The 24768-nt window shown below is 69.4% G+C and carries 22 protein-coding genes and 1 tRNA gene; 20 read left to right on the forward strand and 3 right to left on the reverse strand.

Annotated elements, in window-relative coordinates:
• The first annotated feature begins 143 nt into the window (after nt 1-143).
• The 18 genes from KY462_09485 (at nt 144) to KY462_09570 (ending at nt 16353) form a co-directional block, all read left to right on the forward strand.
• Nucleotides 144-701 carry a DUF2330 domain-containing protein gene (locus tag KY462_09485; protein MBW3577950.1) on the forward strand — a complete coding sequence of 186 codons (558 nt, stop codon included), beginning with the start codon at nt 144-146 and terminating at the stop codon, nt 699-701.
• Between the two features lie 107 nt (nt 702-808).
• Complete coding sequence (locus tag KY462_09490) at nt 809-1078, forward strand: hypothetical protein (GenBank protein MBW3577951.1); 270 nt, start codon at nt 809-811, stop codon at nt 1076-1078.
• A gap of 515 nt (nt 1079-1593) precedes the next feature.
• A tRNA-Pro gene (locus KY462_09495) sits at nt 1594-1667 on the forward strand.
• 189 nt (nt 1668-1856) lie between these two features.
• On the forward strand, nt 1857-2501 hold the full coding sequence (locus KY462_09500) for a CDP-alcohol phosphatidyltransferase family protein (protein ID MBW3577952.1): 645 nt from the start codon (nt 1857-1859) through the stop codon (nt 2499-2501).
• A gap of 121 nt (nt 2502-2622) precedes the next feature.
• A complete protein-coding gene (gene ugpC / locus KY462_09505) occupies nt 2623-3828 on the forward strand; it encodes a sn-glycerol-3-phosphate ABC transporter ATP-binding protein UgpC (protein MBW3577953.1) in 1206 nt (401 codons plus the stop codon).
• Between the two features lie 32 nt (nt 3829-3860).
• On the forward strand, nt 3861-4802 hold the full coding sequence (locus KY462_09510; GenBank protein MBW3577954.1) for a sugar ABC transporter permease: 942 nt from the start codon (nt 3861-3863) through the stop codon (nt 4800-4802).
• Nucleotides 4799-5674: a carbohydrate ABC transporter permease gene (locus KY462_09515; protein MBW3577955.1), complete on the forward strand. Its 876-nt coding sequence runs from the start codon at nt 4799-4801 to the stop codon at nt 5672-5674. The genes KY462_09510 and KY462_09515 overlap by 4 nt, the downstream gene beginning before the upstream one ends.
• Before the next feature lie 114 nt (nt 5675-5788).
• Nucleotides 5789-7066, forward strand: coding sequence for an extracellular solute-binding protein (locus KY462_09520; GenBank protein ID MBW3577956.1), 1278 nt, complete (start codon nt 5789-5791; stop codon nt 7064-7066).
• A gap of 88 nt (nt 7067-7154) precedes the next feature.
• Nucleotides 7155-7583: a glycine cleavage system protein GcvH gene (gcvH, locus tag KY462_09525; GenBank protein ID MBW3577957.1), complete on the forward strand. Its 429-nt coding sequence runs from the start codon at nt 7155-7157 to the stop codon at nt 7581-7583.
• 108 nt (nt 7584-7691) lie between these two features.
• Nucleotides 7692-8189, forward strand: a complete 498-nt coding sequence (locus tag KY462_09530; GenBank protein MBW3577958.1) for a zinc-ribbon and FHA domain-containing protein — start codon at nt 7692-7694, stop codon at nt 8187-8189.
• 2 nt (nt 8190-8191) lie between these two features.
• Nucleotides 8192-8917 carry a MerR family transcriptional regulator gene (locus tag KY462_09535; GenBank protein ID MBW3577959.1) on the forward strand — a complete coding sequence of 242 codons (726 nt, stop codon included), beginning with the start codon at nt 8192-8194 and terminating at the stop codon, nt 8915-8917.
• 1030 nt (nt 8918-9947) lie between these two features.
• Nucleotides 9948-10673, forward strand: coding sequence for a hypoxanthine phosphoribosyltransferase (hpt, locus tag KY462_09540; GenBank protein ID MBW3577960.1), 726 nt, complete (start codon nt 9948-9950; stop codon nt 10671-10673).
• A 38-nt stretch (nt 10674-10711) separates the two neighbouring features.
• Nucleotides 10712-11212: a bifunctional nuclease family protein gene (locus tag KY462_09545; GenBank protein ID MBW3577961.1), complete on the forward strand. Its 501-nt coding sequence runs from the start codon at nt 10712-10714 to the stop codon at nt 11210-11212.
• A gap of 267 nt (nt 11213-11479) precedes the next feature.
• On the forward strand, nt 11480-12022 hold the full coding sequence (locus tag KY462_09550; protein ID MBW3577962.1) for a MerR family transcriptional regulator: 543 nt from the start codon (nt 11480-11482) through the stop codon (nt 12020-12022).
• Nucleotides 12023-12028: 6 nt separating this feature from the next.
• The gene (locus KY462_09555) at nt 12029-12589 is read left to right on the forward strand and encodes a hypothetical protein (GenBank protein MBW3577963.1); all 561 of its coding nucleotides are present in this window, start codon (nt 12029-12031) and stop codon (nt 12587-12589) included.
• A 66-nt stretch (nt 12590-12655) separates the two neighbouring features.
• Nucleotides 12656-15718, forward strand: a complete 3063-nt coding sequence (locus KY462_09560; GenBank protein MBW3577964.1) for a PAS domain S-box protein — start codon at nt 12656-12658, stop codon at nt 15716-15718.
• A complete protein-coding gene (locus KY462_09565) occupies nt 15712-16083 on the forward strand; it encodes a response regulator (GenBank protein ID MBW3577965.1) in 372 nt (123 codons plus the stop codon). The genes KY462_09560 and KY462_09565 overlap by 7 nt, the downstream gene beginning before the upstream one ends.
• Before the next feature lie 51 nt (nt 16084-16134).
• Complete coding sequence (locus KY462_09570; GenBank protein MBW3577966.1) at nt 16135-16353, forward strand: helix-turn-helix domain-containing protein; 219 nt, start codon at nt 16135-16137, stop codon at nt 16351-16353.
• A gap of 399 nt (nt 16354-16752) precedes the next feature.
• Here KY462_09570 and KY462_09575 read toward each other — a convergent pair whose 3' ends face one another.
• The 3 genes from KY462_09575 to KY462_09585 form a co-directional block, all read right to left on the reverse strand.
• Nucleotides 16753-18699, reverse strand: a complete 1947-nt coding sequence (locus KY462_09575; GenBank protein ID MBW3577967.1) for a cation:proton antiporter — start codon at nt 18697-18699, stop codon at nt 16753-16755.
• A 53-nt stretch (nt 18700-18752) separates the two neighbouring features.
• Entirely contained in the window at nt 18753-20792 is a 2040-nt protein-coding gene (locus KY462_09580; GenBank protein MBW3577968.1) for an aconitate hydratase, read from the reverse strand.
• A 95-nt stretch (nt 20793-20887) separates the two neighbouring features.
• A complete protein-coding gene (locus KY462_09585) occupies nt 20888-21655 on the reverse strand; it encodes a deoxyribonuclease IV (GenBank protein MBW3577969.1) in 768 nt (255 codons plus the stop codon).
• A gap of 39 nt (nt 21656-21694) precedes the next feature.
• Between KY462_09585 and gcvPA the strand changes: the two genes are divergently transcribed.
• Entirely contained in the window at nt 21695-23158 is a 1464-nt protein-coding gene (gcvPA, locus tag KY462_09590; GenBank protein ID MBW3577970.1) for an aminomethyl-transferring glycine dehydrogenase subunit GcvPA, read from the forward strand.
• On the forward strand, nt 23158-24675 hold the full coding sequence (gene gcvPB / locus KY462_09595) for an aminomethyl-transferring glycine dehydrogenase subunit GcvPB (GenBank protein MBW3577971.1): 1518 nt from the start codon (nt 23158-23160) through the stop codon (nt 24673-24675). Before gcvPA ends, gcvPB begins: the two co-directional genes overlap by 1 nt.
• Nucleotides 24676-24768 lie beyond the last annotated feature (93 nt).

Below are 24768 nucleotides of genomic sequence, written 5' to 3' on the forward strand. Positions count from 1 at the left end.
CCGTGCTCGAACGTCCCACGGGACGCCACCGGGACCGGAGGGACCATGCGGCGGGTGCTCACCGCCATCACCCTGGTCGTCCTACTGGCGCTGGCCACCACCGCCCGATGGCCTGTGCGGCCCTGATCGGACCCAACGGATCGGTGAGTGTCGAGCGCACGACCACGCTCGCCGCCTACCAGGACGGCGTGGAGCGCTACGTGACCAGTTTCGCGTTCGCTGGCGGTGGCGCTGAGTTTGGAGCCATCGTCCCGTTGCCGGGTGTCCCCACGAGCGTGGTCCGGGGCGGAGACTGGACCCTCCAGCGCCTCGTCCAGGAGGTGACCCCAGCCGAGACGGTCGCCTTGGCGCAGGCCGCCCCCGACCGCGCGGGGGCACGGGTTTTGCGGGAGGTCCAGATCGATGCCCTGGACATCACCATCGTCGAGGGAGGCGGGGACGCGGTCGGGCGCTGGGCGAAGGACAACGGCTTCCGGCTCACACCCGGCTTTCCCGAGATCCTCGACTTCTACGCCTCCCGTAGCCCCATCTTCATGGCGGCTCGGTACGACCTGGCCCGCGCCGGCCCGGAGGGCCTCGCTGTCGGCGGCGGCACACCCGTGCACCTCACCATCCCGACGCCTACCCCTGGGTTCCGCTGCGCATCCTGGGGGCCGGCGCTGCGCCCGGTGACCGGGTCGAAGCCGACATCTTCCTACTGACCGGGGACGAACCTGCGCTCCTGCCGGCGCCGCGCCGCGGCGTGCAACGCACCACGTCGCGGCCCGCCTCAGCGGAGCTCCTGGCCGACCTCCGTTCCGACGACGGCATGGGTTGGGTTCCGGCCTCGATGTGGTTGACGCACTTCCGACTCGACATCCCGGCCGGCGACCTGACGTTCGACCTCGCCGTCGATGCGTCGAGCGCCGGTCAGCCGTCCGTGGTCGCCGCCGGACTGGCTGGGGTGGTCGGTGACGGCGGCGAGCGGGCCAACAGCTGGATGCGGTCGGTACTCCCGGCGGTGATCGTCGCGCTGAGCGGCCTGGTGCTGACCGCCGGGACGTGGTGGGTTTCGCGTGCGGCCGACGATGTGGCGTGACGATCATCACCCACCCGCGGGTCCTGGCGATCGCCAGCATCGCCGTCGCGGGACTGGTCGGGCTGATCGCCGGAGCCATCACTGCCGGGCCGCGGACCCGTCCACGTCCTGATCGAACACAGCAACTTCGTCGTCGAGGACGGCGCCCTGGTGGTGCGGGAGACACCCTGCGGCTGGTCGTGCACAACCGCGACCCGATCGATCATGAGCTGGTCGCCGGAGATCTCGATACGCAACTCCGGCACGAGCGCGGGACCGACCGCCACCACGACGGAGCGCACGGTGCGGTGTCTGTGGCGGCAGGGGACACGGGCGAGACCATCCACGTTCTCAGCGGCGAGCTCGTGGCTGGGCTGTCATCTGCCCGGCCACTGGGATTACGGGATGAAGCTCCCGGTCCGCGTGGTCGGTCGGTGAAGCGTCGCGCCGTCGCCCGCTTCGGGTCCGGCCGATCGGCTCGTCTGGGCGGGGTGGCTCTGGTAGCGTCGCGTCGCGGCCGGGATCCCGGCCGCGAACGGGCTGTGGCGCAGTCAGGTAGCGCACTCGTCTGGGGGGCGAGGGGTCGCCGGTTCAAGTCCGGCCAGCCCGACCGGCGCGTGAGGTCGCTTCCAGCCCGACCGGCGCGTGAGGTCGCTTCCAGCCCGACCGGCGCGTGAGGTCGCTTCCAGCCCGACCGGCGCGTGAGGTCGCTTCCAGCCCGACCGGCGCTCGACGGTCGTCGTCCGGGAACCTCCGGAAGGTGGCGAGTAGGCTGCCGCACGGCGACCACAGGACCGCGATGTCGGTGTTCCGGAGTGGCTCCCGCAACGACGGGTCGGAGGTCGTCACCGACCGCCTCTTGACCCTCCCGAACGTTCTCTCGGTCATCCGGCTCGCGGCGCTGCCGCTGGTGTACGCGGACATCGCCGGCGGGCGTGAAGCCCGTGGGCTGATCGTGCTGATCGTGGTGGCATCGAGCGACTTCGTCGACGGGTACCTCGCACGCCGTCTGGGTCAGGTATCCCGGTTGGGGCAGATCGCCGATCCCGTCAGCGATCGTCTCCTGGTGGTCGTGGTGGGGATCGCACTGATCGTTGGGGGGATCGTGCCGCTGTGGGCTATGGCGGTGATCTTCGCCCGCGATGCCTTCATGCTGGTCGGTGGCTCGTACCTGCTGTGGCGAGGTGTTGACCCGCCGCCAGTGACCGACCTCGGGAAGGCTGCGACGTTCGGGCTGATGGGTGCGCTGACGCTGTTCCTGGTGGCGCGCGTGTTCGACTCGACCCAGTTACGAGGTTCCGCGTGGGTCATGCTCGGCGGGAGCAGCGTCCTGTACTACCTCGCTGCCGGGCAGTACGTCCGCGCGGGTCATGCCACCATCCGCGCCCGCCGGGTGTCGCGTCGTCGTGAGAGCGAGCCGGTCCCCGCCGGCGATGAGCGGTGATCGGCGTGTCCGACGAGTGGGAACCGAGCAAAACCGTAGACCGGATACCGGTGCAAGCAGTACGGTCAGCACCGCAGTCGTCGTTCTCAGTGGCGCGGACGTCGACGCGGAGGTGACGATAGTGGCCGAGGTCACGCTGGACACGGTGGACAAGATCTACCCCGACGGGACGCACGCGGTGAAGGAGATGTCCCTCGACATCGGGGACGGCGAGTTCATCGTCCTGGTCGGGCCGTCGGGCTGCGGGAAGACGACCGCGTTGCGGATGGTGGCCGGTCTGGAGGAGATCAGCGACGGGCAGGTCCGCATCGGCGGGCGGGTGGTGAACCGGATGCCACCCAAGGATCGTGACATCGCCATGGTTTTCCAGAACTATGCGCTGTATCCGCACCTGACCGTTGCGGACAACATCGGTTTCGGGTTGAAGCTCCGCAAGATGCCCAAGGACGAGATCCGCGACCGTGTCGGCGACGCCGCGAAGATCCTCGGCATCGAGGACCTACTGGATCGCAAGCCCAAGGCACTGTCCGGCGGCCAACGTCAGCGCGTTGCCATGGGACGCGCGATCGTCCGCGAACCACAGGCTTTCCTGATGGATGAGCCTCTGTCCAACCTCGACGCGAAGCTGCGCGTCCAGATGCGTGCGGAGGTCCTGCGCATCCAGAAGGGCCTAGGCACCACCACCATCTACGTCACCCACGACCAGACCGAGGCCATGACGATGGGCGATCGTGTGGCGGTGATGCGCAAAGGGTTCCTGCAGCAGGTCGCTCCGCCCCAGGAGCTATACGACCGTCCCGTCAACCTGTTCGTGGCCGGGTTCATCGGTTCGCCCGCCATGAACATGACCATGGCGAAGGTCACGTTCGATGCCGATCGGGCGTTCGTCGAGTTCGGGAGCAACCGGCTGCGCATCGACGATCAGGTCCTCCAGCAGCGCCCCGCCCTGCGCGACCTCGACGGCCGTGACGTGGTGCTGGGGATCCGCCCGGAGGACATGGAGGACGCCGCGATCGATCCCGACACTGCCGAGGACCGCCGCATGCGCGCGGAGGTAGAGCTCACCGAGTCGATGGGCTCCGAGGTGTACGTGCACTTCACCCTCGATTCGCCGCGGGTCCTGACCGAGGACACCAGGGAGCTCGCCGAGGACGTCGGAGCGGGCGACCTCGAGGACCTCGGGCCCGGCGAAAAGGGAGAGACCGACTTCGTCGCCCGCTTCCACCCCACGACCGGGGCCAAGATCGGTGAGGTGGCCGACATCGCCGTCGACACCAGACGGCTGCACTTCTTCGACCTCGACAGCGGTCGGTCGATCTTCGACTAGGCGCCACCGCCCGGAGCGTGAGGGAGGGGAGCATGGCAGCTGGCGCTGAGGCGACCGCCCCGGGGGCTGGGACCGGCGCGCTGGCGGGATGGTTCCGCCACCACGCGTTCGAGATCGCGCTGGTCGCGCCGCTGGTCCTCTACGTGCTGGTCTTCACGGTCGCGCCCATCTTCGACACCTTCCGGATCTCTTTCACGGCGAGGTTCGCCGAGACCTTCCCGTCCGCCGCGAACTACCGGGCCCTCCTGGACGACCCCGTCTTCCGCGACGCGGTGATCAACACCGTGATTGTGGCGTTGCTGTCGATCGCCCTGGAGCTCGCGGTCGGCATGGCCACGGCGCTGGCCCTCCACAAGCGGTTCTTCGGGCGGGGTTTCGCCCGGACGGTCCTGCTGATCCCTCTCGGCGTGCCCACCATCGTCTCCGGTGCGGTGATGCTGCTGATCTTCAGCCGCTCGGGGTACCTCAACGCCGTCATGTTCCACGTGGCCGACCTCGTCAGCGTGATTCCCGGCCTCGAGTGGAGCTACCAGCCGATCAACCTCACGGTCGCCGGCGGATGGCGAACGCTGTTCACGGTCGCCGTCGCCGACATGTGGAAGGTCCTGCCGATCGTGACATTGATCTTCCTCGCGGGCTTGCAGTCCATCCCCGAGGAGGTCTACGAGGCCGCGGACATCGACGGCGCCACGGTCTGGCAGAAGTTCACACGGGTCACCCTGCCGCTGCTGGTGCCCTACATCACCATGGCCCTGATCCTGCGGGCGATCGACGCGTTCCGGATCTTCGAGCTAGCGCTCGTCCTGGCGGGACGGGTCGAGTCGATCCTGCACGTCTACATCTGGAACCGGTACGCCCCGCCGACCAACGATCCGTTCACCGCGGCCGCCGGCGCAGCCGTGCTGTTCGCGATCATCATGGTGTTCATCGTGCTGTACCTGAAGCTGGTCGGGACCCGGGCGGCGCAACGATGACCGCGGACGCCAGCAGCATCGGTCGAGGACGGGTCGCGGCCGGCGACCGGCGCGACCGCCTACAGCCGATCCTGAAGCTGGCTTTCCCCGTCTGGGTCGTCGTGTCTCTCCTGATCGTGCTGTTTCCGATCTACCTCGTGTTCATGGTGTCGGTCGCGCCCGGCGATGCGCTGTTCGGGGTCAGGCCGTCGCTGTTCGTGACCGAGCCGACGCTGCGGTTCTGGCGGGGCGTGATCGGCGGAGGATCGATGGTCCCCCCGCTGGTCAAGAGCCTCGTCGTGGCCACCGCCACGACGATCCTCGCGATCGTGATCGCCGCGCCCGCCGCGTACGTGATCTCTCGCCTGCCGGTCAGTTACCGCTACACGATCGTCCTCGGCCTGCTCGTGACCCGGATGTTCCCGGAGTTCTCGATCGGCATCTCTGTGGCGACGCGGTTCGCGGGGTTCGGCCTGATCGACACGTACCTGGGACTGGTCCTGGCCCACCTGATCGGTTCCCTGCCGTTCATCGCCTGGATCCTCGTCGGGACGTTCGAGACGATTCCGGCCGACCTCGAGGAAGCCGCGTTCGTGGACGGAGCATCGCGTCTGCAGACGCTGCTGCGGGTGGTGATGCCGCTGGCAGCCGGCGGGATCGCTGTGGCGTCGCTGTTCGTGTGGCTGTACTCCTGGAACGAGTTCCTGTACGCCCGGCTGTTGACGACCAACCAGAACACCCTGCCTCTGCAGGTATTCCAGGCGATCGACCGTGGTACCGCCCAGTCGATGGCGACGTTCGCGGCAGTGTTGACCCTCCCGATCCTGGTGATCGTCTACTTCCTGCAGCGCTACCTCAAGCCCGGCGCTTTGGGCGGCGCCGTGAAGGGCTGAGCGCACTCCGCTGGGTCAGGTTCTCTACTACCACTGTCGTTGGTAGGGTGCCCTCCCGGCGACGGGATGCACCACCGAGTTGAGCGAGCCACTGATCCGACGAGAGGACCAGACATGAGATCGGGACGTACGACGACCATCCTGCTGGCGGTCATAGCGCTCGTCGCGGCCGCCTGCGGCGACGGCGGTGGCCCCGCCGCGGGGCCGGGCACGGTGGCCACGGCCGACCTGTCCGGCACCGAGATCACGATGAGCGTCTCGCTGGCGGAAGAGGAGCAGTCGACCGTCCGAGACGTGCTCGACCAGTTCGAGAACCAGACAGGAGCAACCGTCAACCTGACCTCGGTCGCGTCCTCCGACCTGCCCGAGAAGCTCCGAGTGGAGGTCGAAGCTGGCCGACCGACCATCCACCTGTTCGCACAGGACAACCTGGCACTGCGTGTCCTGGTCGACCGTGACCTCGTCGAGCCGCTTGACGACGTCGAGATCCCCGACGGGGTGCTGGAGTCGATGATCCCCGAGCAGTTCGACGGGACGCAGTACTTCCTGCCCTTCCGTCCCAACGTCCAGGTCACCTACGTCAACTCCGAACGCCAGGAAGCCGCCGGCGTCGAGCTGCCGCATACGGTCGACGAGCTCGTCTCGGCCGCGCAGACCCTTCGGGAGGAGGCCGGAACCGGTGTGGTGACCCTGTCGCTCGCCGAGGGCGACCCCGCGGCCGTCACGCTGTCGGAGTTCATCGTGTCCTACGGCGGAGATCCGCTGGTGCTGAACGACGAGGGTTCCGTGGCGGCGTACGAGACGCTGCAGCGGATGTGGCAGGACGGCCTCCTGTCCGAGGAGTCGCAGCTCGCGAAGTTCGACACGCAGGTGGACTACCTGATCGGCGAGACGTCGTGGATCGGCAAGAACTGGCCGTTCACGTCGAACGTCCTACAGGAGCAGGGCCTGCTCGACCGCTTCACCGTCTACGAGGGTTGGCGCGGGCCGCAACGCGCCGCGCACGTGATCGGCGGTGACGTCCTGGGCGTCCCGCGGGGCGTCGAAGGTCAGCAACGCGAGGCCGCGGTGGAGCTGGCCAAGTTCCTGATGTCCCAGGAGATCCAGACTCAGCTGGTGGCCGAGAACGGGTGGCCGTCGGTGCGCGAAGACGCGCTCGCGGAGGTCCCGCCTGAGTTGCAGGAGACGTTCGAGGCGGTCCAGGCGGCCCTGGAGGACGGCTGGTACCGGCCGAACGTGGCGTACTGGTCGGACGTCACCGAGGCGATCAACGACGGGATCCGCCGGATCATCTTCGGGGGTGAGGACGCGCAGGCCACCCTCGACGAACTGCACGACAGCATCGCACAGGCGGCCGAGCGGGCCGGTGAGGAGTACCCGCCGAGCTCCTGACCAATCACGGGCCCAACACCCTGCCCCTGGGTAGGGGGCGACGAGACGACACCGACCGACTTGTCGGGCGTTGCTCGTACCTGCTGGAATGGGCGTCCTCATCGCCAGCAAGGGGAGGGGCAGGGTGGGTGAAGACTCGTACCCGGACGACCTGCGCTACACGACGGAACACGAATGGGCCCGCGGCGAAGGTGACCTGGTCCGCGTCGGCATCACCGACTACGCCCAGGAGCAGCTGGGTGACGTCGTCTACGTCGACCTTCCGGCACCAGGCGCGAAGCTGGAGCGGGGCCAGCCGTTCGGCGAGGTGGAGTCAACCAAGTCCGTTTCCGACCTGTACGCGCCGGTCTCCGGGACCGTTGAGGAGCGCAACAACGACCTCGAGGATCGACCGGAACTGGTCAACCAGGACCCGTACGGCGAGGGCTGGATGGTCGCGATCCGCCCCGAGGACGTGGACCCTGGCCAGCTCGAGGGGCTGCTGACCGCAGAGGAGTACCGGTCAAGGATCGAGTGACCGGCTGCCGCCGCCTGCTGTGGGCGGACGTCGACTTGCTACCCTGCGGCCCCGACGCAGGGTCAACCCGTAGTCGAGGGTGAGCCTGCACCGCTCCACGGAGGTGCGATGTTCTGTCCCCAGTGCGGCTCGAGGCTCGTCGAGGGCGCGAACTTCTGTTCCCAGTGCGGCGCCCCCGTCGATGGCGGCCGAGAGGAGCCCCAGGACGTCGACAGCACGACCGCCGCGATCGACGTGGGCGCTCTCGACCCGACCACCACGGTCGAGGGCGCGCCTGACCTCGAGCCAGGGACAGGCATGCTGGTGGTCGTTCGCGGTCCCAACGCCGGCGCCCGGTACCTGCTCGATCGCGATGTGATCACCATCGGACGCCACCCCGACTGTGAGATCTTCCTGCACGACGTGACCGTGTCGCGCCGCCACAGCGCTGTCCACCGCGAGGACGATCGGTTCGTCCTGCGCGACCTGGGCAGCCTCAACGGGTCCTACCTCAACGGCGACCGGGTCGACGAGGAGACACTGAGCAACGGCGACGAGGTTCAGATCGGCCGCTTCAAGCTGCTGTTCCTCGGAGGCGACCTCGGCACGCCGGGAGCGCTTCGGTGAGGATGTACACGATCGGTGAGGTGCTCAACCGCCTGAAGGACGAGTTCGACGACATCACGATCAGCAAGATCCGCTTCCTCGAGTCGGAAGGCCTGATCCATCCCGACCGCACCGACTCCGGGTACCGCAAGTTCACCGACGACGATGTCGAGCGCCTGCGTTACGTGCTGCGCACCCAGCGCGATCGGTACCTGCCGCTGCGGGTGATCAAGGAGGAACTCGACCGCCTCGACGCCGGACAGCCGATCGAAGTGCCGCTCCCACCGGTTGAAGGGACGTCGGCGACACAGGCGCTGGCTCCCGAGAGTGCGGTGCATCCGGCACCACGCGATGGCGTGTCGTTCATGGACGCGGCCCCAGCCGAGGTCGAGCTGACGTTGTCCGAGCTGTGTGATGCGACCGGCCTGGAGACCGCCGACGTGCGCGCTCTGCGGGACCACGGGCTGATCCGCAGTGAGGCGAGCTTCGACGGAGACGACCTACAGGCCGCGCGCGCGGCCGCGGAGCTGATGCAGCTGGGGCTCGAACCACGTCACCTGCGGATGTACCGACAGTTCGCGGACCGCGAGGTCGCCCTGTACGAGCAGCTGGTCACGCCCCTTCTCAAGCAGCGCAACCCCGACGCGCGCGCCACGGCAGCGTCGCAGGTCGAGGAACTGCTCCGTCACGGCCATCGCGTGCACCGGGCACTGCTGGCCCGCGAGTTGCGGACGCTGCTGCGCTCGTGAAGCACCCGGTCGCCGTCGCCGTGGCCGCTGCGGTGGTCACCGCTACGTTCCCGGCCCAGGCCGCCGACGTGGTCGCCGCCCCACCGGCGCCTCCGTCGACCGTCGGTCGCCTGACCACGCCGCAGGGATGGCCGGGCGCACCAGACGTGACCGCCGACGCCTACCTGCTCACCAACCTCGACACCGGACAGGTCCTCGCGGCCAAGGCAGCCGACCAGCGCCGGCCGGTCGCGTCGACCGTCAAGGTCATGACGGCCTTGACGGCGCTGCGCCGAAGCTCACTCGAGGCGGCGATCCGCGCCGGAGGAGAGGTTGCCCCGGCGCGCAGCGACGGTGCCGGTGTCGGGCTCGATCCGGGCGAGACCTGGACGGTGGAGGACCTCCTCGAGGCGGTCGTGGCGCGCTCCGGGAACGACGCCGCACGGGCCCTGGCGGTCGGCGTCGCCGGCAGCATCGCCGACTTCGTCGAGTTGATGCGCCAGGACGCCGCCGCCCTGGGCTTGCACGGCGTCGTGCTGCACACCCCGGAGGGCCTCGACGACCGCAACCGGTTGTCTGCCCACGACCTGACCGTCATCACGCGCGCCGCGCTGGCCGACGGGACGTTCGCCGCGATCGCGGAGCGCCCGTCGGTTGAACTTCCCGGCCTCGGCACCGTGACGTCCCGCAACGAGCTGCTCGGGACCTATCCCGGCGCGATCGGAGTGAAGACCGGGTACACGGCGGCGGCTGGTCGTTGCCTGGTCGCCGCCGCCGTCCGCGACGGGCGACGGCTGCTGGCGGTCGTCCTGGGCAGCGACGGGCCGCGGGACCACTTCGACGACGCCCGGGCGCTCCTCGACCACGGCTTCGCGGCATTCGCTGACGTCCACGTCACACCGCGCATCGAGCTCCGCGCGCCGGGTCAGTGGGTGACGCTCGCATCGGATCCGGTCGTGGTTCTGGCACCGGCCAGCGATGCCATCGTCGCGCAGACGGTCAAGCTGCCCGTGGAGGTCGCCACGTCACCGACGGCGACGGTGCGCCTGACATGGCACGACGCCGAGGTGGGCCGCGTCGAGCTGCACGGACGGCGATCACTCATCCAGGACGTGCACGGCGGTGCGGCGGTCGGTGCCTGGCTCGCGGACCGGGCGTACGCGGCGATGCGCGCCGTCACCGCCGAGGACCGCTGGCCGCCGGCAACGTCACCGATGTGACCGCCCCCGTGGAGGTCCGGATCCCCCAGCAGCGGCTCCAGCGGCGGGTGGCGGTGCTCGCCGCGGACATCACGCGAGCCTACGCACGGACCCATCCGGTGTTCGTGACGGTCCTGAAGGGCGGCACCGTCTTCCTCGCCGACCTGGTGCGCCACGTTGGCCTCCCACTGTCCGTCGACCTGCTCGCGATCAGCGGTTACCGGGAGGCCGGGACCGCGCGGATCATGAAGGACCTCGACCTGGACATCACTGGCCGCCACGTCCTTGTCGTCGAGGACATCGTCGACACGGGTTTGACGATGGCCTACCTGTTGCAGGTGCTGGCTGCGCGGCGGCCGGCATCGCTGCGGGTGTGCACCTTGCTGGATCGATCCGTTCGCCGCATCGCGGACCTCCCGCTGGACTGGGTCGGGTTCGAGGTCGGCGATGAGTTCCTCGTCGGCTACGGGCTGGACTGGAACGAGCGTCTTCGGCAGCTGCCCGCCATCCTCGCTGTGCACGACGCGTCCGCGCTGGAACCGGACCCCGAACGGGTCGCGAAGCAGGCGTTGCGGTAGGGTCCCCAGGGCGGACAGCGGACGAGGAGCTGGTCGACGTGATCGAGGTGGAGCTCGTCGGTGTGCGGGTCGAACTCCCCGCCAACCAGCCGATCGTGCTGCTCAAGGAGAAGACGGGAACCCGTTACCTCCCGATCTGGATCGGTGCGGTTGAGGCGACGGCGATCGCGTTCGCGCTCCAGGGTGTGGAGACCCCACGGCCGCTGACCCACGACCTCATCGTCGACGTCCTCCAGGACCTGGGCGTCGAGCTCCAGGCCGTTCACGTCACCGAGCTGCGTGAGGGCACCTTCTACGCCGAGCTGCATTTCGTGCAGAACGGCCGCGCCCACACGGTCTCGTCGCGGCCCAGCGATGCGATCGCGATCGCGTCTCGCCTCGACACCGTGCCGATCTACGCCGCCGAGGACGTCATGGATGAGGCGGGTCTGGAGATCGAGGCCACCGAGGAAGGCGACGAGGTCGCGGCCGAGCAACAGCTGCGCGCGTTCCGCGAGTTCCTCGAGGGCGTGACCCCGGAGGACTTCCGGGAGGTCTGACAGACCCCGATCACCGTCACCGTCCGTGAGCTGACGCCGCGTCACTGACCTCCGCCTGCGCCCATCGGTGGAGGGATCCAGCCACAGTGCCTCCACATGGGGCTTCTTGTGGAGTGGGCTCCTGGATATGCAAACCACCCTGGCCGTATGCAGGCCGGGGAGCACGTCCCCGCAGGAGCCCTCCACCCCGTTGACATCGGCCCGGCGTCGGGCCTAGCCTCATCGGCGTAGTTCCACCGGTGTGACCGGCTGCGGGGAGGCCCGCCCATGGCAGATCGACTCGCGTCCGACCGCGAGGACCAACTCAGCCTCTGGAGCGGCGCCGAGCACCGGGTCGGCTTCCGGGGGCCGACCGTCTGCAAGATCGTCGGGATCACCTACCGTCAGCTCGACTACTGGGCACGGACGGGGCTTGTCGTCCCGTCCGTCCGTCAGGCCCGCGGCTCGGGGAGCCAGCGCCTGTACTCGTTCGATGATCTGGTGGAGCTGCGAGTGATCAAGCGGCTGCTCGACACCGGCGTGTCGCTGCAGCGTGTCCGTGAGGCGGTCGAGGAGCTGCGCAGCCGCGGCCAGACTCCCGCCGACGTGACCCTGCTCTCGGACGGCTCGACGGTGTACGCGCTCGACGACAACCAGCAGGTGATCGACCTGCTCGCCCGCGGTCAAGGGGTGTTCGCCATCGCACTGGGCCCGGTCGTGGAGGAGCTACGCGGCGAGGTGACGCGCTTCCCGGTGGAGGAGGTCGACGCGGTCCGGCCGGCCGACGATCCACGCGATCAGGGATCGGCTGACGTGCGCGCCGTCCGCTGATCCTGGGTGCCCCACGTTCCCCCGGGCGGGCTGCCAGGCGCGCGGGACGACGTCCCACCGGCACCGGACGGTAGCGACCGCAGGGTCGGTGACCTACGCGAACCCGATCCAGCGCCCGTCCGCGGTCCGGCAGCCGGTGTCCCGGATCTGAGTGAGCTCTGGCTGTTCGGCCGACTCTCCGGGGGGCCGCGGCTCGGGGCTGCCGACCAACGTCGACCCAGCGACGACGTCGCGTTCCAACACGCCTCCGAAGCACGATTCGCACGGCTGTTGGACTTCTACGGCCTCGCGTGGGAGTACGAGCCCGACGCGTTCCCGATCGAGTGGGATGAGGACGGGTCGCCGACCGCGTGGTTCCGGCCGGACTTCTACCTCCCCGCCTTCGATCTGTACATCGAGATCACCACCTCCCAACAACGGCTCGTGACGAAGAAGAACCGCAAGCTGCGCCTGCTGCGCGAACACCACCCGGCGGTGCGGTGCAAGCTGTTCTACCAACGCGACTATCTTGCGCTGGTGCGCAGGTTCGGATTCGACGACCACGACGGTGAGGACGAACCGGATTGATCCCCGGCGTCATCCGCCGAGCGGCCGTACAGTTCGGTCTTCGTTCGCATGCCGGCAGGAGAGGGGATGGGCGACCGACCGGCGACGGCTCAACGAGAGCGGCTCGCCCGCTTCTTCGACTTGGCCTTGGAGCTGGCCGCGATCTTCGACCTCGACGGCCGCTACGTCGAGGTGAACCCGGCCTACGAGAGGGTGCTGGGTTGGCGCTCCGCCGAGCTGATCGGACGTCCCTTCCTGGACGACGTCCACCTCGATGAGCGCGACGCGACGGGTGCCCACTTCAGGAGGCTGATCAGCGGCGCGGTCGACGACCTGCGCCGCGACGTCCGGCTGCGCCACCGCGACGGTTCTCACCGGTGGATCCGGACCGCCGCACGGCTCCAAACCGAAGACGGGCTGGTCTACGCCGTGGGCACCGACATCACCGACGACAAGCTGCGGGAGCATGCCGTCCGCGAGCGCCAGTCGTTCATCGAGACGCTGCTGGACTCGTTGCACGACGGGATCGTCGCGTGCGATGCGGACGGTGCCCTGACGCTGTTCAACCGCGCGTCACGGGAGCTCCACGGCACGGGCTTCGAGCCGATTCCGGTCGAGCGCTGGGCTGAGCACTACCGGCTGTACGCGCCGGACGGGGTGTCGCCCCTGCCGCTGGACGCCGTTCCGCTGTACCGGGCGCTTCGCGGTGAGGTGCTGCGCGACGCCGAGGTGGTGGTCGCCGCCCCGGACGGACCGCGGTTGCTGAGCGCCAACGGTCAGGCGCTGGTGGATGAGGACGGCCGGCAACTGGGAGCCGTCGTCGCCCTTCGTGACGTCACCGACCGCCGGCGCGCTGAGCAGCAGGCACGCCGGCTGGCGGCGATCGTCGAGAACACCAGCGACCTGGTTGCGCTCGCCGACCTGGACGGGAATGTCACCTTCCTCAACCAGGCTGCCCGAGGGCTGCTGGGCATCGACGAGGTCGCTGGGCGGCGGGTGCGGGACTTCTTCACCGAGGCGACCTGGGCGAGGCTGCGGCAGTCGGTGTTCGCGACCGTGCTGGAGGATGGCAGCTGGACGGGGGAGGGCCAGCTACGCCATCTCGGTAGCGGTGAGGTGATCGATGTCGACATGAGCGTCTTCGCGATCCGCGCGGCGGAGAGCGGCGAGCCGGTGGCGATCGGGACGGTGCAGCGCGACGTCCGCGGGCGGAAACGAGACGAGGCGGCGATCGCGGCGCTCAACCGGGAACTGGAGAGCCACGAGGCCCGGTTCCGCAGCATGGTCGGCAACATCCCCGGGGCGGTGTACCGCTGCGACGCCACCCTTCCCTGGCGGATGCACTACCTGAGCGACGGCATCGAGGCCGTGGCGGGGTACCCGGCGGAGGACTTCCTCGCCGGCCGTCGCCACCATGTTGACGTGATCCACCCCGACCACCTTGACCGTGTCGGTGACGTCATCCTGGGCGCGACGCGGCGACGTGAACCGTACGCCGTCGAGTACCCCGTCCGCCACGCTGACGGGACGGAGCGGTGGGTCACGAACCGAGGTCACGCCGTCTACGACGATGCGGGCCACCCCACCCTCCTCGAGGGAGTGGTGCTCGACGTGACCGAACACCACCGGACCCAGGAAGCGCTCGCACAGAGCGAGCAACGCTTCCGGTCACTGTTCGAGCACTCCCCGATCGGGATCTCGGTCATCGACCTCGACGGGCGCTTCCTGCGCGTCAACGCCACGTTGACGCGGACCCTCGGCTACTCCGAGCAGGAGCTGCAGCAGCGGACGTTCCTGGAGGTGACTCACCGCGGCGACGCTGAGGAGAGCCGCCTGGCGTTCGCTGAGCTGGTCAGCGGTGCCGGCGACGTCGTGACCCTGGAGAAGCGCTACTGCGCCCGGGACGGCGCCGTCCTATGGGCCCGGACGACCAAGTCGCTGCTACGTGACGCCGAGGGCGACCCGCGCTTCGTGATCGGGGTGATCGAGGATGTGTCGGAGCGGCGGCGTCTGGATCAGCTCGAGGCGCGGGAGCGCGAGTACCGTCTCGCCGCGGAGTACACCGCCCAGTTGCAGGGCCTGACCCGCGCGTCACTGGTGATCAACGCCCGGATCAGTCTCGAGGAGATCCTGGACGAGGTGACCCGCCAGGCCGGCGGGCTGATCGGCGTTCACCGCGCCGAGACGTGCCTCGTCGACGGCGCCGAGGATGCGACTCCGCTCGTGGTCGTGCACGACACCCGGTCGGGTGGACCCCACGGAGCGACGCCGGCCAGTGGCGGTGACCCTTCCGACGACGCGGCCCTGTCCGCTCCCCTGTTGGCGCGCGACGGCGCGACGCTCGGCCACATCAGCGTCCGCGACCGGCTGGACGGAAGCTTCACCGAGACCGACGAGGCGCTGCTCGTCCAGCTGGCGCAGCTGGCGTCCGCCGCGATCGAGAAGGCGCGCCTGTACCAGCTAACCGCAGCCCAGGAAGCCGCGCGCTTCCGCGAGGAGCTGCTGGCCGGTATCTCCCACGACATGCAGACACCCCTTGCCAGCATCGCGGGCTTGACCGACCTCCTGGCGGCGGACCCGGAGATGCCCACGGACCAACGCCGACAGTTGTACGCGACCCTGGCCCGACAGTCGCGGAACCTGTACGGGCTCGTGCAGCAGTTCCTCGACTACTCACGGCTCGAGGCGGACCGCAAACTCGCGGTACGCCTCCGCCCGACCGACGTGGTGGAGTCGATCGAACGGACCGTCGACCTGCTCAGCCACCGGCGCGAGATCGTGATCGGGGCTGCCGCGGAGCTGCCCATGGCCACGGCCGACCCCGAGCGGCTGGACCAGGTTCTCGTGAACCTGCTGTCCAACGCGATCAAGTTCTCCGGCGGGGCGGTCCGGGTCGTGGCGCGGCACCGACCGGGACAGGTCCTGATCGACGTGGTCGACGACGGCTGCGGGATCCCTCATGAGGACCTCGAGCAGTTGTTCAACAAGTTCCACCGTGGCTCCAACGTTGCCGGGACGACGGGAACGGGTTTGGGCCTGTACATCAGCAAGGCGGTGATCGAGGCCATGGGCGGCACGTTGACCGTCCACAGCCAGGTCGCTTCGGGGACACGGTTCACGGTCAGGCTTCCGGCGGTGGAGCCGTGGTAGGCATCGACGTCGAACGCCGAGTGCTGGTCGCCGACGACGAGCCCGACGTGCGCTTGATCGTCCGGCTGCAGTTGCAACGGGCCGGCTGGGTCGTCGACGAGGCCGCGTCCGGCGAGGAGGTCCTGCAACGGTTCCAAACCGGCGAATTGCACGCGCTCGTCATCGACCAGCGCATGGCCGGGATCAGCGGGCTGGACACGGCACGGGCGCTGATCGATCTCGGCTACGACCTCCCGATCGTGCTCTTCTCCGCGTACCTCACGCCGGACGTCGAGGTCTGTGCTCGCGACCTCGGATTGATCACGCTGGCGAAATCGGAGATCACGACGCTCGCCGACACGTTGCACGCGCTGCTCGAGTGCTGACGTCGGTGGCGCGGCGCTAGCGTTGCCTGCCACCGTCTGGAGGGAGCGCGGTTGTCGAAGATCGGTGAGCTGGTCCGACGAGCCAGGCTCGGCAAGGACATGACGCAAGCCGAGCTCGCCGAGCGCCTCAACATGAGCGAAGCGCGTATCGACGACTTCGAACGAGGCGATGAGACGCCATCGCCCGACACACTTGGCGATATCGAGGACGCCCTGGGTCTCTCTCCGGGTCAGATCGCGCGGGAGGCCGGCGTGGTGGAGGGACCCTGATCCGGCTCGAGCGGGCGGCCCGACCGACCCCGCTCGGGCATGGCGAACGGTGAAGCACCTCCGACATGGTCGACGACCCACTGTGCCGTGACGTCGCGCTCACGTGCGGTCAGCCGGTACGCGGCCACAGCAGCGGTGCCCGTGTCACGGGGCCGCGCCGGATCGGCGACGATCCTGACCACCAGCGAGACCTCGCCCCGGCGCCCGGTGCCCTCCTCAACGGAGGTCTGCCAGCATCTCCGCCGCCGGCTCACTGACCGCTTCGAGCTCGCGTCGGTCGAAGATCACGACACCCGGCCCGTGGGCGGACGCCGTCGTCGCCGACGTCCGCGATCGCGTACTCGCAGTAGGGCAGCGCCGGTCGGGACGGGCAGCCAGAAAGCGGCGTGCCTGTGATGATCACCGCCGCACGGCCACGATCACGGTGCGATCTGGAACCGAGCGGGCGATCCGCTCGGAGTTGTGACCGATCCCGGGACGGGTCGGTGGTGTGCCCAACACGACGATGTCGCCTTCCAGGGTGCGCTGCGGAAGCGACTCGGTCGGGCGGCGCGGATCGAGGACCCGGTTGGTCTCACGTTGCTCTCCGAGCCGCTCGCGAACTCCCTTGTCGTTCACCGGCATGATCACCAGCAGAGGGACCCCGCCTTCGTCGGCGAGTCGGGTCGCCACCTCGATGGAGAGGTCGAGGTCCAGACGTCCCGCCGGGGTGAGGTCGGCGCGGGTGACGGCGAGCACGATCCGCTCGACCGCCTCGTCGGTCCCGGGCCGGCAGACCAGAGCGGTCACGCGGACCTGGCGCAGGACCGTGTCGATGATCCCACCGAAGAAGTTCTCGCGCGCGTTGGCGTAGCCCTTCCACCCGAGTAGCACGCAGGAGGCGTCGTTCTCCACGACCGTGTGGAGCACCCCTTCGGAGGGCGACGAGTCGATGCGGACGAGCGAACGAGCGTCGGCTCCGCGGCTGCGAGCGAGTTTCTCCGCCGCCTCGGTGGCGGTGCGATGCTCGTCCAGCTGCTCACGTGACGCTTCGAACCCGAGGACGTTGACCGCGAGCACCTCGCCGCCGTCGCCGACCGCGATGAGACCCGCGAGTTCCGCGAGCGGACCGACCGAATGCGGGTTCGCGATCGGGACCACCACCGTCCTTCCCAGCGGTGGGATCTTGCGCGCAGGGCGTTGCATCCTCGGAGCGGAGCGCTCCCCGATCAGCACGCTCCCGATGCAGGTGAGAAGGATGACGAGGATGACCGCGTCGAGCGCACGCTCCTGGAGGAGGCCCACCTCCACGGCGACGAGCGTGACCGCGAGGGCACCCGCCGCCTGAGCTCCGGTGAGAGAGATCATCATCCCGAGCTCCGGGCGGCTGTAGCCGAGGACCCTCGCCGTCACCCCGGCCGCCGCCGTCTTCGCTCCGAAGGCTGCCACGGTGAGGCCGAGCCCGAGCGCGATACGTTCGGGAGCGGTCACGACGGCGATCGGATCGATGATCATGCCGGTGGATACCAGGAACACCGGCACGAGGAACGACTGGCCGAGGAACTCGACGCGGTCGCGCAGCCAGCTCCCCGCCGGCACGAATTTCGCGACGCCGAAGCCGGCGAGGAACGCGCCGACGATCGCCTGGATTCCGGTGATCTCCGCGAGCGCGGCCGAACCGAAGAGAACGACGAGCACGAAGACGAACCGCGCGATGCGGTCCTGGCCGAGTCCGGCGAAGAACCATTTGGTGAGCCGGGGCAGACCCCGGAGAACGAGGAAGAGGAAGACCACCAGGATCGCGACGAGCTGGATCCAGAACACCGGAGGCGCGACATCGTCGCCGATCGCGGCGACGATCGCGAAGACGAGAAGTGCCCCCACGGTCGAGATGAGCGTCGCGCCGATCGTCGCGATGACCGCCGGGTTGCGCGCGAGCCCGAGCCGCTGCACGAGCGGGTAGGTGATCGGCGTGTGCGACGTGAACGCGGACGCGACGATGAGCGCCCCCACGAGCGACAGACCCAGGCCCACGCCGGCGCCGGTAACGAGCAGCATCGGAATGACGAACGTCGCCGCCGCGAACACCAGGGACGGGCGCCGGTGCTCCGCGAAGCTTTCGCGGTCGAGGTCGAGCCCGACGAGGAACATGAGATAGAGGAGTCCGGCGTCGCCGAGCACCTCAATGACGCCCTCGCGTTCGAGCAACCCGGTCGTATGCGGTCCGACGAAGGTTCCCGCGACGATGAGCCCGATGAGCCCGGGAACGCCGAGGCGTTCAGCAGCGATCGGCGCGACGAGCATCACGCCGAAGACGACGATGAAGACGAACGCAGGGTGCGTCAGCGGCAGCTGTAGCACATCCACGCGCGGTTCCCCCGCTTCGATACGGGCGCGACTCGGTCAGGTTCCTTGACGGATCACCGGCCGGGCTCGGCCTCGACCACTGCGATGTCTGCGGTGTCGCTGGCGCTGAGCCGCTGCTTCATCCACGGGATGATGCCACCCTGCAGCAGCACGTCGACCTGCCGCTCGGACAACTGGTGGGTCGCAGGGAAGCTGGTGCCTTTGGTGACGTTGTCGACCTCGATGTCGTTCCCGGTCGCGACGGCCTTGCGCAAGCCACTGATCCGCAGCAGGTCACCTTGAGCGATGCCGTCGTGGTCGGCCTCGTCCACGAACGTCAACGGCAGCAGCCCGAAGTTGATCAGGTTCTGCCAGTGGATGCGTGCGTAGTCCTTGGTGAGGACCAGGCGGAGCCCGAGGTAGCGGGGCGCCAGCGCCGCGTGCTCCCGTGACGATCCCTGCCCGTAGTTCTTCCCCCCGACGACCGCGTGTCCGCCGGTCAAGTCGATCCCGTTGGCCTGCCCCGGTTCCCGGACCTCGAGCGCGCGGTCGTGGTAGGTGCGATCCAGGATGTCGAACGCGAAGCGACTGATCGCGGGGATGTTGGAGCGGAACGGGAGAACGCGCGTCCCCGCGGGGAGGATCTCGTCGGTCGAGACGTTGTCGCCGACCTTCAGCAGCACCGGGACCACGACGTGGTCGGGCAGCGGCTCCATGTCGGGGATCGACGCGATGTTGGGGCCCTTGCGGATGGCGACCTGGCGGGCCTGGTCTCGAGGTGGCGGGGCGAGCAGCATCTCGGCGTTGAGGATGATCTCGTCGGGTTCGTCGATTCGCGGGTAGGCCATCGCGAACCCGTCCTCGAGGTCACGCGGGTCGGTGATCACGCCGGTCAGCGCCGACGCGGTGGCCGTCTCGGGGCTGCACAGGTACACCCTGTCCTCGCGTGTCCCGGTCCGCCCGGGGAAGTTCCGCGGGACCGTCCGCAAGCTGATGACGTCGGTGGCGGGCGCCTGACCCATTCCGATGCAGCCGTTGCACCCGGCTTGGTGGATTCGCGCCCCGGCATGCAGCAAAGACAGCAGGTGCCCGTCACGGGCCAGGTTCTCCAGGATCTGGCGGGAGGTGGGGTTCACGTCGAGCGACACCCGCGGGTGCACCTGGCGCCCCGCCAGCCGACAGATCTCCGCGGCCACGGCGAAGTCGCGGTAGCCGGGGTTGGCCGACGAGCCGACGTAGGACTGCGCGATGTCCTCACCGGCGACCTGGCGCACCGGGACGACGTTGCCCGGGCTGGTCGGGAGCGCGATCAGCGGCTCCAACTGCGACAGGTCGATCTCCTCGTGCTCGTCGTAGGTGGCGTCGTCGTCAGCAACGATCTCGGTGAAGTCGTCGGCGCGGCCCTGCTGTTCCAGGAAGCGACGGACCTCGGCGTCGGCGGGGAACACCGTTGTGGTGGCGCCCATCTCCGCGCCCATGTTTGCGATCACGTGCCGGTCCATGCACGACAGCGCTGCGAGCCCCGGTCCGTAGTACTCGACGATCTTCCCGACGCCGCCGTCCACGTCGTGGCGGCGGAGCATCTCCAGGATGACGTCCTTGGCCGACACCCAATCGGGCAGCTCCCCGACGAGCTTCACGCCCCAGATCCGGGGCATCTTGATCCGCAGCGGCTCGCCGGCCATGGCCAGGGCGACGTCCAGGCCGCCCGACCCGATCGCCACCATCCCGATCGCGCCCGCGGCAGGGGTGTGGCTGTCCGACCCGGCCATGGTCGCTCCGGGCTTGCCGAAACGCTCCTGGTGGACCGGGTGTGAGACGCCGTTCCCGGGCCGGCTGTACCAGATCCCGAACCGTTCACAGGCCGACTTGAGGAACAGGTGGTCGTCGGGGTTCTTGTGATCCTCCTGGATGACGTTGTGGTCGACGTACTGCGCGGACAGCTCGGTCTTGACGCGGTCGAGGCCCATGGCTTCGAGCTCGAGCATCACCAGGGTTCCGGTTGCGTCCTGTGTCAGCGACTGATCGATCCGGATCCCGATCGGGTCGCCGGACTGCATGTCGCCTTCGACGAGGTGAGCCTGGATGATCTTCTTCGCGACGTTCAGACCCACGGTGTGGCCTTCCGTTCGCGAACAACGTCGGCCGCGACCCTATCAGCGGCTGTTGCACCCAACTTCGGCGCGATCGCCGTCCGAGTCGTGAGGCGCTACAGCTGCTCGCGTAGCCACGTGATGTCGGCCGACTGGTCGGCGGGGGAGTCTCCGGGCGTCTCGACGATGACGGGGGCGCCCGCTTCGCGGACCGCGGCGACCAGCAGCTCCGGTTCGATGCGGCCCCGGCCCAGGTTCTCGTGACGATCCCGGCCCGTTCCGGGTGCGTCCTTCGAGTCGTTGCAGTGGACGAGGTCGATGCGACCGATCAACTCCTTGACCCGTTGCACCGCCGTGGACAGGTCCTCACCTGCCGCGTGGGTGTGGCAGGTGTCGAGGCAGAAGCCCAGCGGCACGTCCAGGTCGGAGACGGCTTCCCACAGCCGGCCGAGCACGTCGAAGTGGCGGCACATCGCGTTCTGACCGCCGGCGGTGTTCTCGATGTACACCGGCACCTCGGTCTCGAGCTGCTCCAGGGCCTTCCGCCACCGCGCGAAGCCCACCTCGGGTTGCTCTTCGAGCTCGCAATGTCCGCCGTGGACGATGACCGCTTCCGCGCCGATGGCCGCAGCCGCGATGCACGTCTCCTGCAGCAGCTTCCGCGAGGGGTGCCGCACCCGGGGGTTCGTCGCCGGGATGTTGATCAGGTACGGGGCGTGGATGTACACGGGGAGGTTGGAGGCGACCAGCTCGTCGGCGTCGTCGCGGGTCTTGGGGATGCGCCACCCCTTGGGGTTGCTGAGGAAGAACTGGACCGCGTCGGCGCCGCGTTCGGCGGCGGCAGGCAGCGGGGTCTTGGACGAGACGTGGGCACCGACACGCATGACGTCACCCTATCGGGGGCGGCATGTGGCCTTGGCGCGATGCGGCACGCGCGGCTCGGCTGTTGCCGTCCGCGACGTCCGCCGTGCACGGCGCCCGTCAGCTCGCTTCGACGGCGCGCGAGCGCTGTGGGAGGATGCCCGCTCGGTGCGGCTCGCACCAGGAGGTCCCGCGTGCAGTTCGCCCCGCACACCGCCGAAGACGTCGCCCGCATGCTGGAGGTCCTCGGCCTCGAGTCGCTCGACGACCTGTTCGCGCACATCCCCGACTCGGTCCGTGCGCGACGCGCGATCCACCTGCCCGATGCCCTGTCCGAGGACGAGGTCGTCCGACGCATGCAGGGCTACGCGCGGCGCAACGACGCCGACCTGGTCTGTTTCGCCGGCGGGGGCGCCTACGACCACTACGTCCCGGCGGTGATCCCCGCGATCCTGTCCCGTGGGGAGCTGTACACCAGCTACACCCCGTACCAGCCGGAGGTCAGTCAGGGTGTGCTGCAGGCGCTCTTCGAGTACCAGACGGTGATCTGCCAGGTCACGGGGTTGGAGGTGAGCAACGCGTCGCTGTACGACGGGGCGTCGGCGGCCGCCGAGGCCGTCAACATGGCCATCGGCGCCACGGGCCACTCGCGGGCCGTCCTGGCGGGAGGTGTGCCACCGGCCACAGCCGAGGTGATCCGGACCTTCGCCCATCCCCGCGGCCTGGACGTCACCGACGCGCCGCTGGCGGGCGACGGGCGGAGCGACGTCGCGGACCTGCCGCAGACGACCGCCGCCTACGTCCTCGCGCAGCCCAACCACCTCGGCGTGATCGAGGACGTCCGGGCGCATGCGGCGGCGGCCCAGGCGGTCGGCGCGCGCTTCGTGGTGGCCTACGACGCGACCGCGGCAGGGCTGCTGCCACGCCCCGGGGAGCAGGGGGCCGACCTGGTGGTCGGCGACGGTCTGCAGCTGGGCAACGGCCTGAACTTCGGCGGACCGTCGTTCGGCTTCCTCGCCGCGCGCCTGACCGACGTGCGCCGCCTGCCCGGCCGCCTGGTCGGCGAGACCGTGGACATGCGCGGCACGCGCGGGTACGTGCTGACGCTGCAGGCGCGCGAGCAGCACATCCGGCGCGAGAAGGCCACAAGCAACATCTGCACCAACCAGACCCTGAACGCCCTGGCGGGGTTGCTGTACCTGGTGTGGCTCGGACCGCGGGGTCTGGCCGAGCTCGCCACCAGCTGCTTGCAGCGCGCCCACCACCTCGCCCGCCGGCTGACCGCCGTGCAGCGGGTGCGGCTGGCGGTGTCCGCCCCGTTCTTCAAGGAGTTCGCGCTGCGGGTGCCCGGCGACCCGGCGACGTTCGTGGAGCGCATCGCTGACGAGGGGTACCTGGTCGGACCGGTCGTCGAAGGTGGTGCGGCCGACGGCGCGGTCCTCGTCGCGGTCACCGAACGGCGGACCGCCCAGGAGGCCGACGGGCTGGTGCAGGCGGTTAGCCGGGTCGCCAAGGAGGCCGCGTGATGCTGTTCGGGGATCGGACCGCCACGGAGCCGTTGATCTTCGAACGCTCGTCGCCGGGTCGGCGAGCCGCCACGCTGCCGGCCCTCGACATCGAGGAGCGGCCGGTGGAAGAGCTGCTGGCGGGTGTGGAGCTGGCACGAGCGCCGACACCGTTGCCCGAGGTCAGCGAGCGTGAGATCGTCTCGCACTACACCCGTCTGTCGCAGCGCAACCACGGCATCGACCTGGGCTACTACCCGCTGGGCTCGTGCACCATGAAGTACAACCCGAAGGTGTCCGAGCGGGTGGCTGCGCTGCCGGGCTTCGCGGCGCTGCACCCGGCCACGCCGGCGTCGCGCGCGCAAGGCACCCTTGCGGTGCTGCACGAGATCGAAGCCCTCGTCTGCGAGCTGACCGGGATGCACGCCGCGACCCTGCAGCCGTCGGCCGGCGCCCAGGGTGAGCTGGTGGGGCTGATGATCATGCGGGCCTACCACGAGGACCGTGGCGGTCCCCGCAGACGCGTGATCATCCCCGATTCGGCTCACGGCACGAACCCCGCATCGGTGACGCTGGGCGGGTACGAGACGGTCACGGTGCCCTCGAACGACCGCGGACAGGTCGACGTGGATGTCCTGGCCGACCTCGTCGACGACGACGTCGCGGGGCTGATGCTCACCAACCCCAACACCCTGGGGCTGTTCGAGACATCGATCGAGCGGATCGCCGAGCTGCTGCATGCGGTCGGGGCGCTCCTGTACTACGACGGGGCGAACTTCAACGCCATCCTCGGCCGGGTCCGCCCGGGCGACATGGGGTTCGACATCGTCCACCTCAACGTGCACAAGACGTTCGCGACCCCACACGGCGGCGGCGGCCCCGGCGGTGGGCCGGTGGGAGTCGCCGAGCGGCTGGCCCCGTACCTGCCGGGCCCCACCGTCGCCCGCCGCGACGATGGCACGTACGGCTGGGAAGTGCCCGAGCGGTCGATCGGGCGGGTCCACGGCTGGTACGGCAACGTCGCGATCATGGTCCGGGCGTTGACGTACCTGCTGGCGCACGGTGGTGAGGAGCTGCGTCGCGTCTCGGAGTTGGCGGTCCTCAACGCCAACTACCTCGCCGCCCGGGTCGAGGCCGGCTACCGCCTGGCCTTCGGAGGCCGGCCGATGCACGAGTTCGTGGTGGTGCCACCCGATGGGCTGGACAACATGGACCTGGCCAAGCGGCTGATCGATCTGGGGTTCCACCCCCCGACCGTTTCCTTCCCGCTGATCGTCCCCAACTGCTTCATGGTCGAGCCGACCGAGACGGAGACCCCCGAGACCCTCGACGCCTTCGCCGACGCCATGCTGCAGGCGGCGGATGACGCTCGCCACCGTCCCGACTCAGTCCGGCGCGCGCCGGTCACAACGCCGGTCGGGCGCCTGGACGAAGCCCGTGCGGCGCGCGACCTGCGTCCGCGGTGGCAGCCGGACGAGCCCGACGGGCAGGACGCGCGCGGGGTCGCCGCGGGACGGCGCCGCAACGCCCCCGGCTGAGTGCCGCGACGACCGACAGGTGGCAGCGCCGACCGCGGGCAGCGCGTTGCGGGCGTCTGCGCTCAACCGGGAGGAGGCGTAGGCTTGCGCGGT

The organism is Actinomycetota bacterium, from assembly GCA_019347675.1.
Taxonomy (GTDB): Bacteria; Actinomycetota; Nitriliruptoria; order Nitriliruptorales; family JAHWKO01; genus JAHWKW01.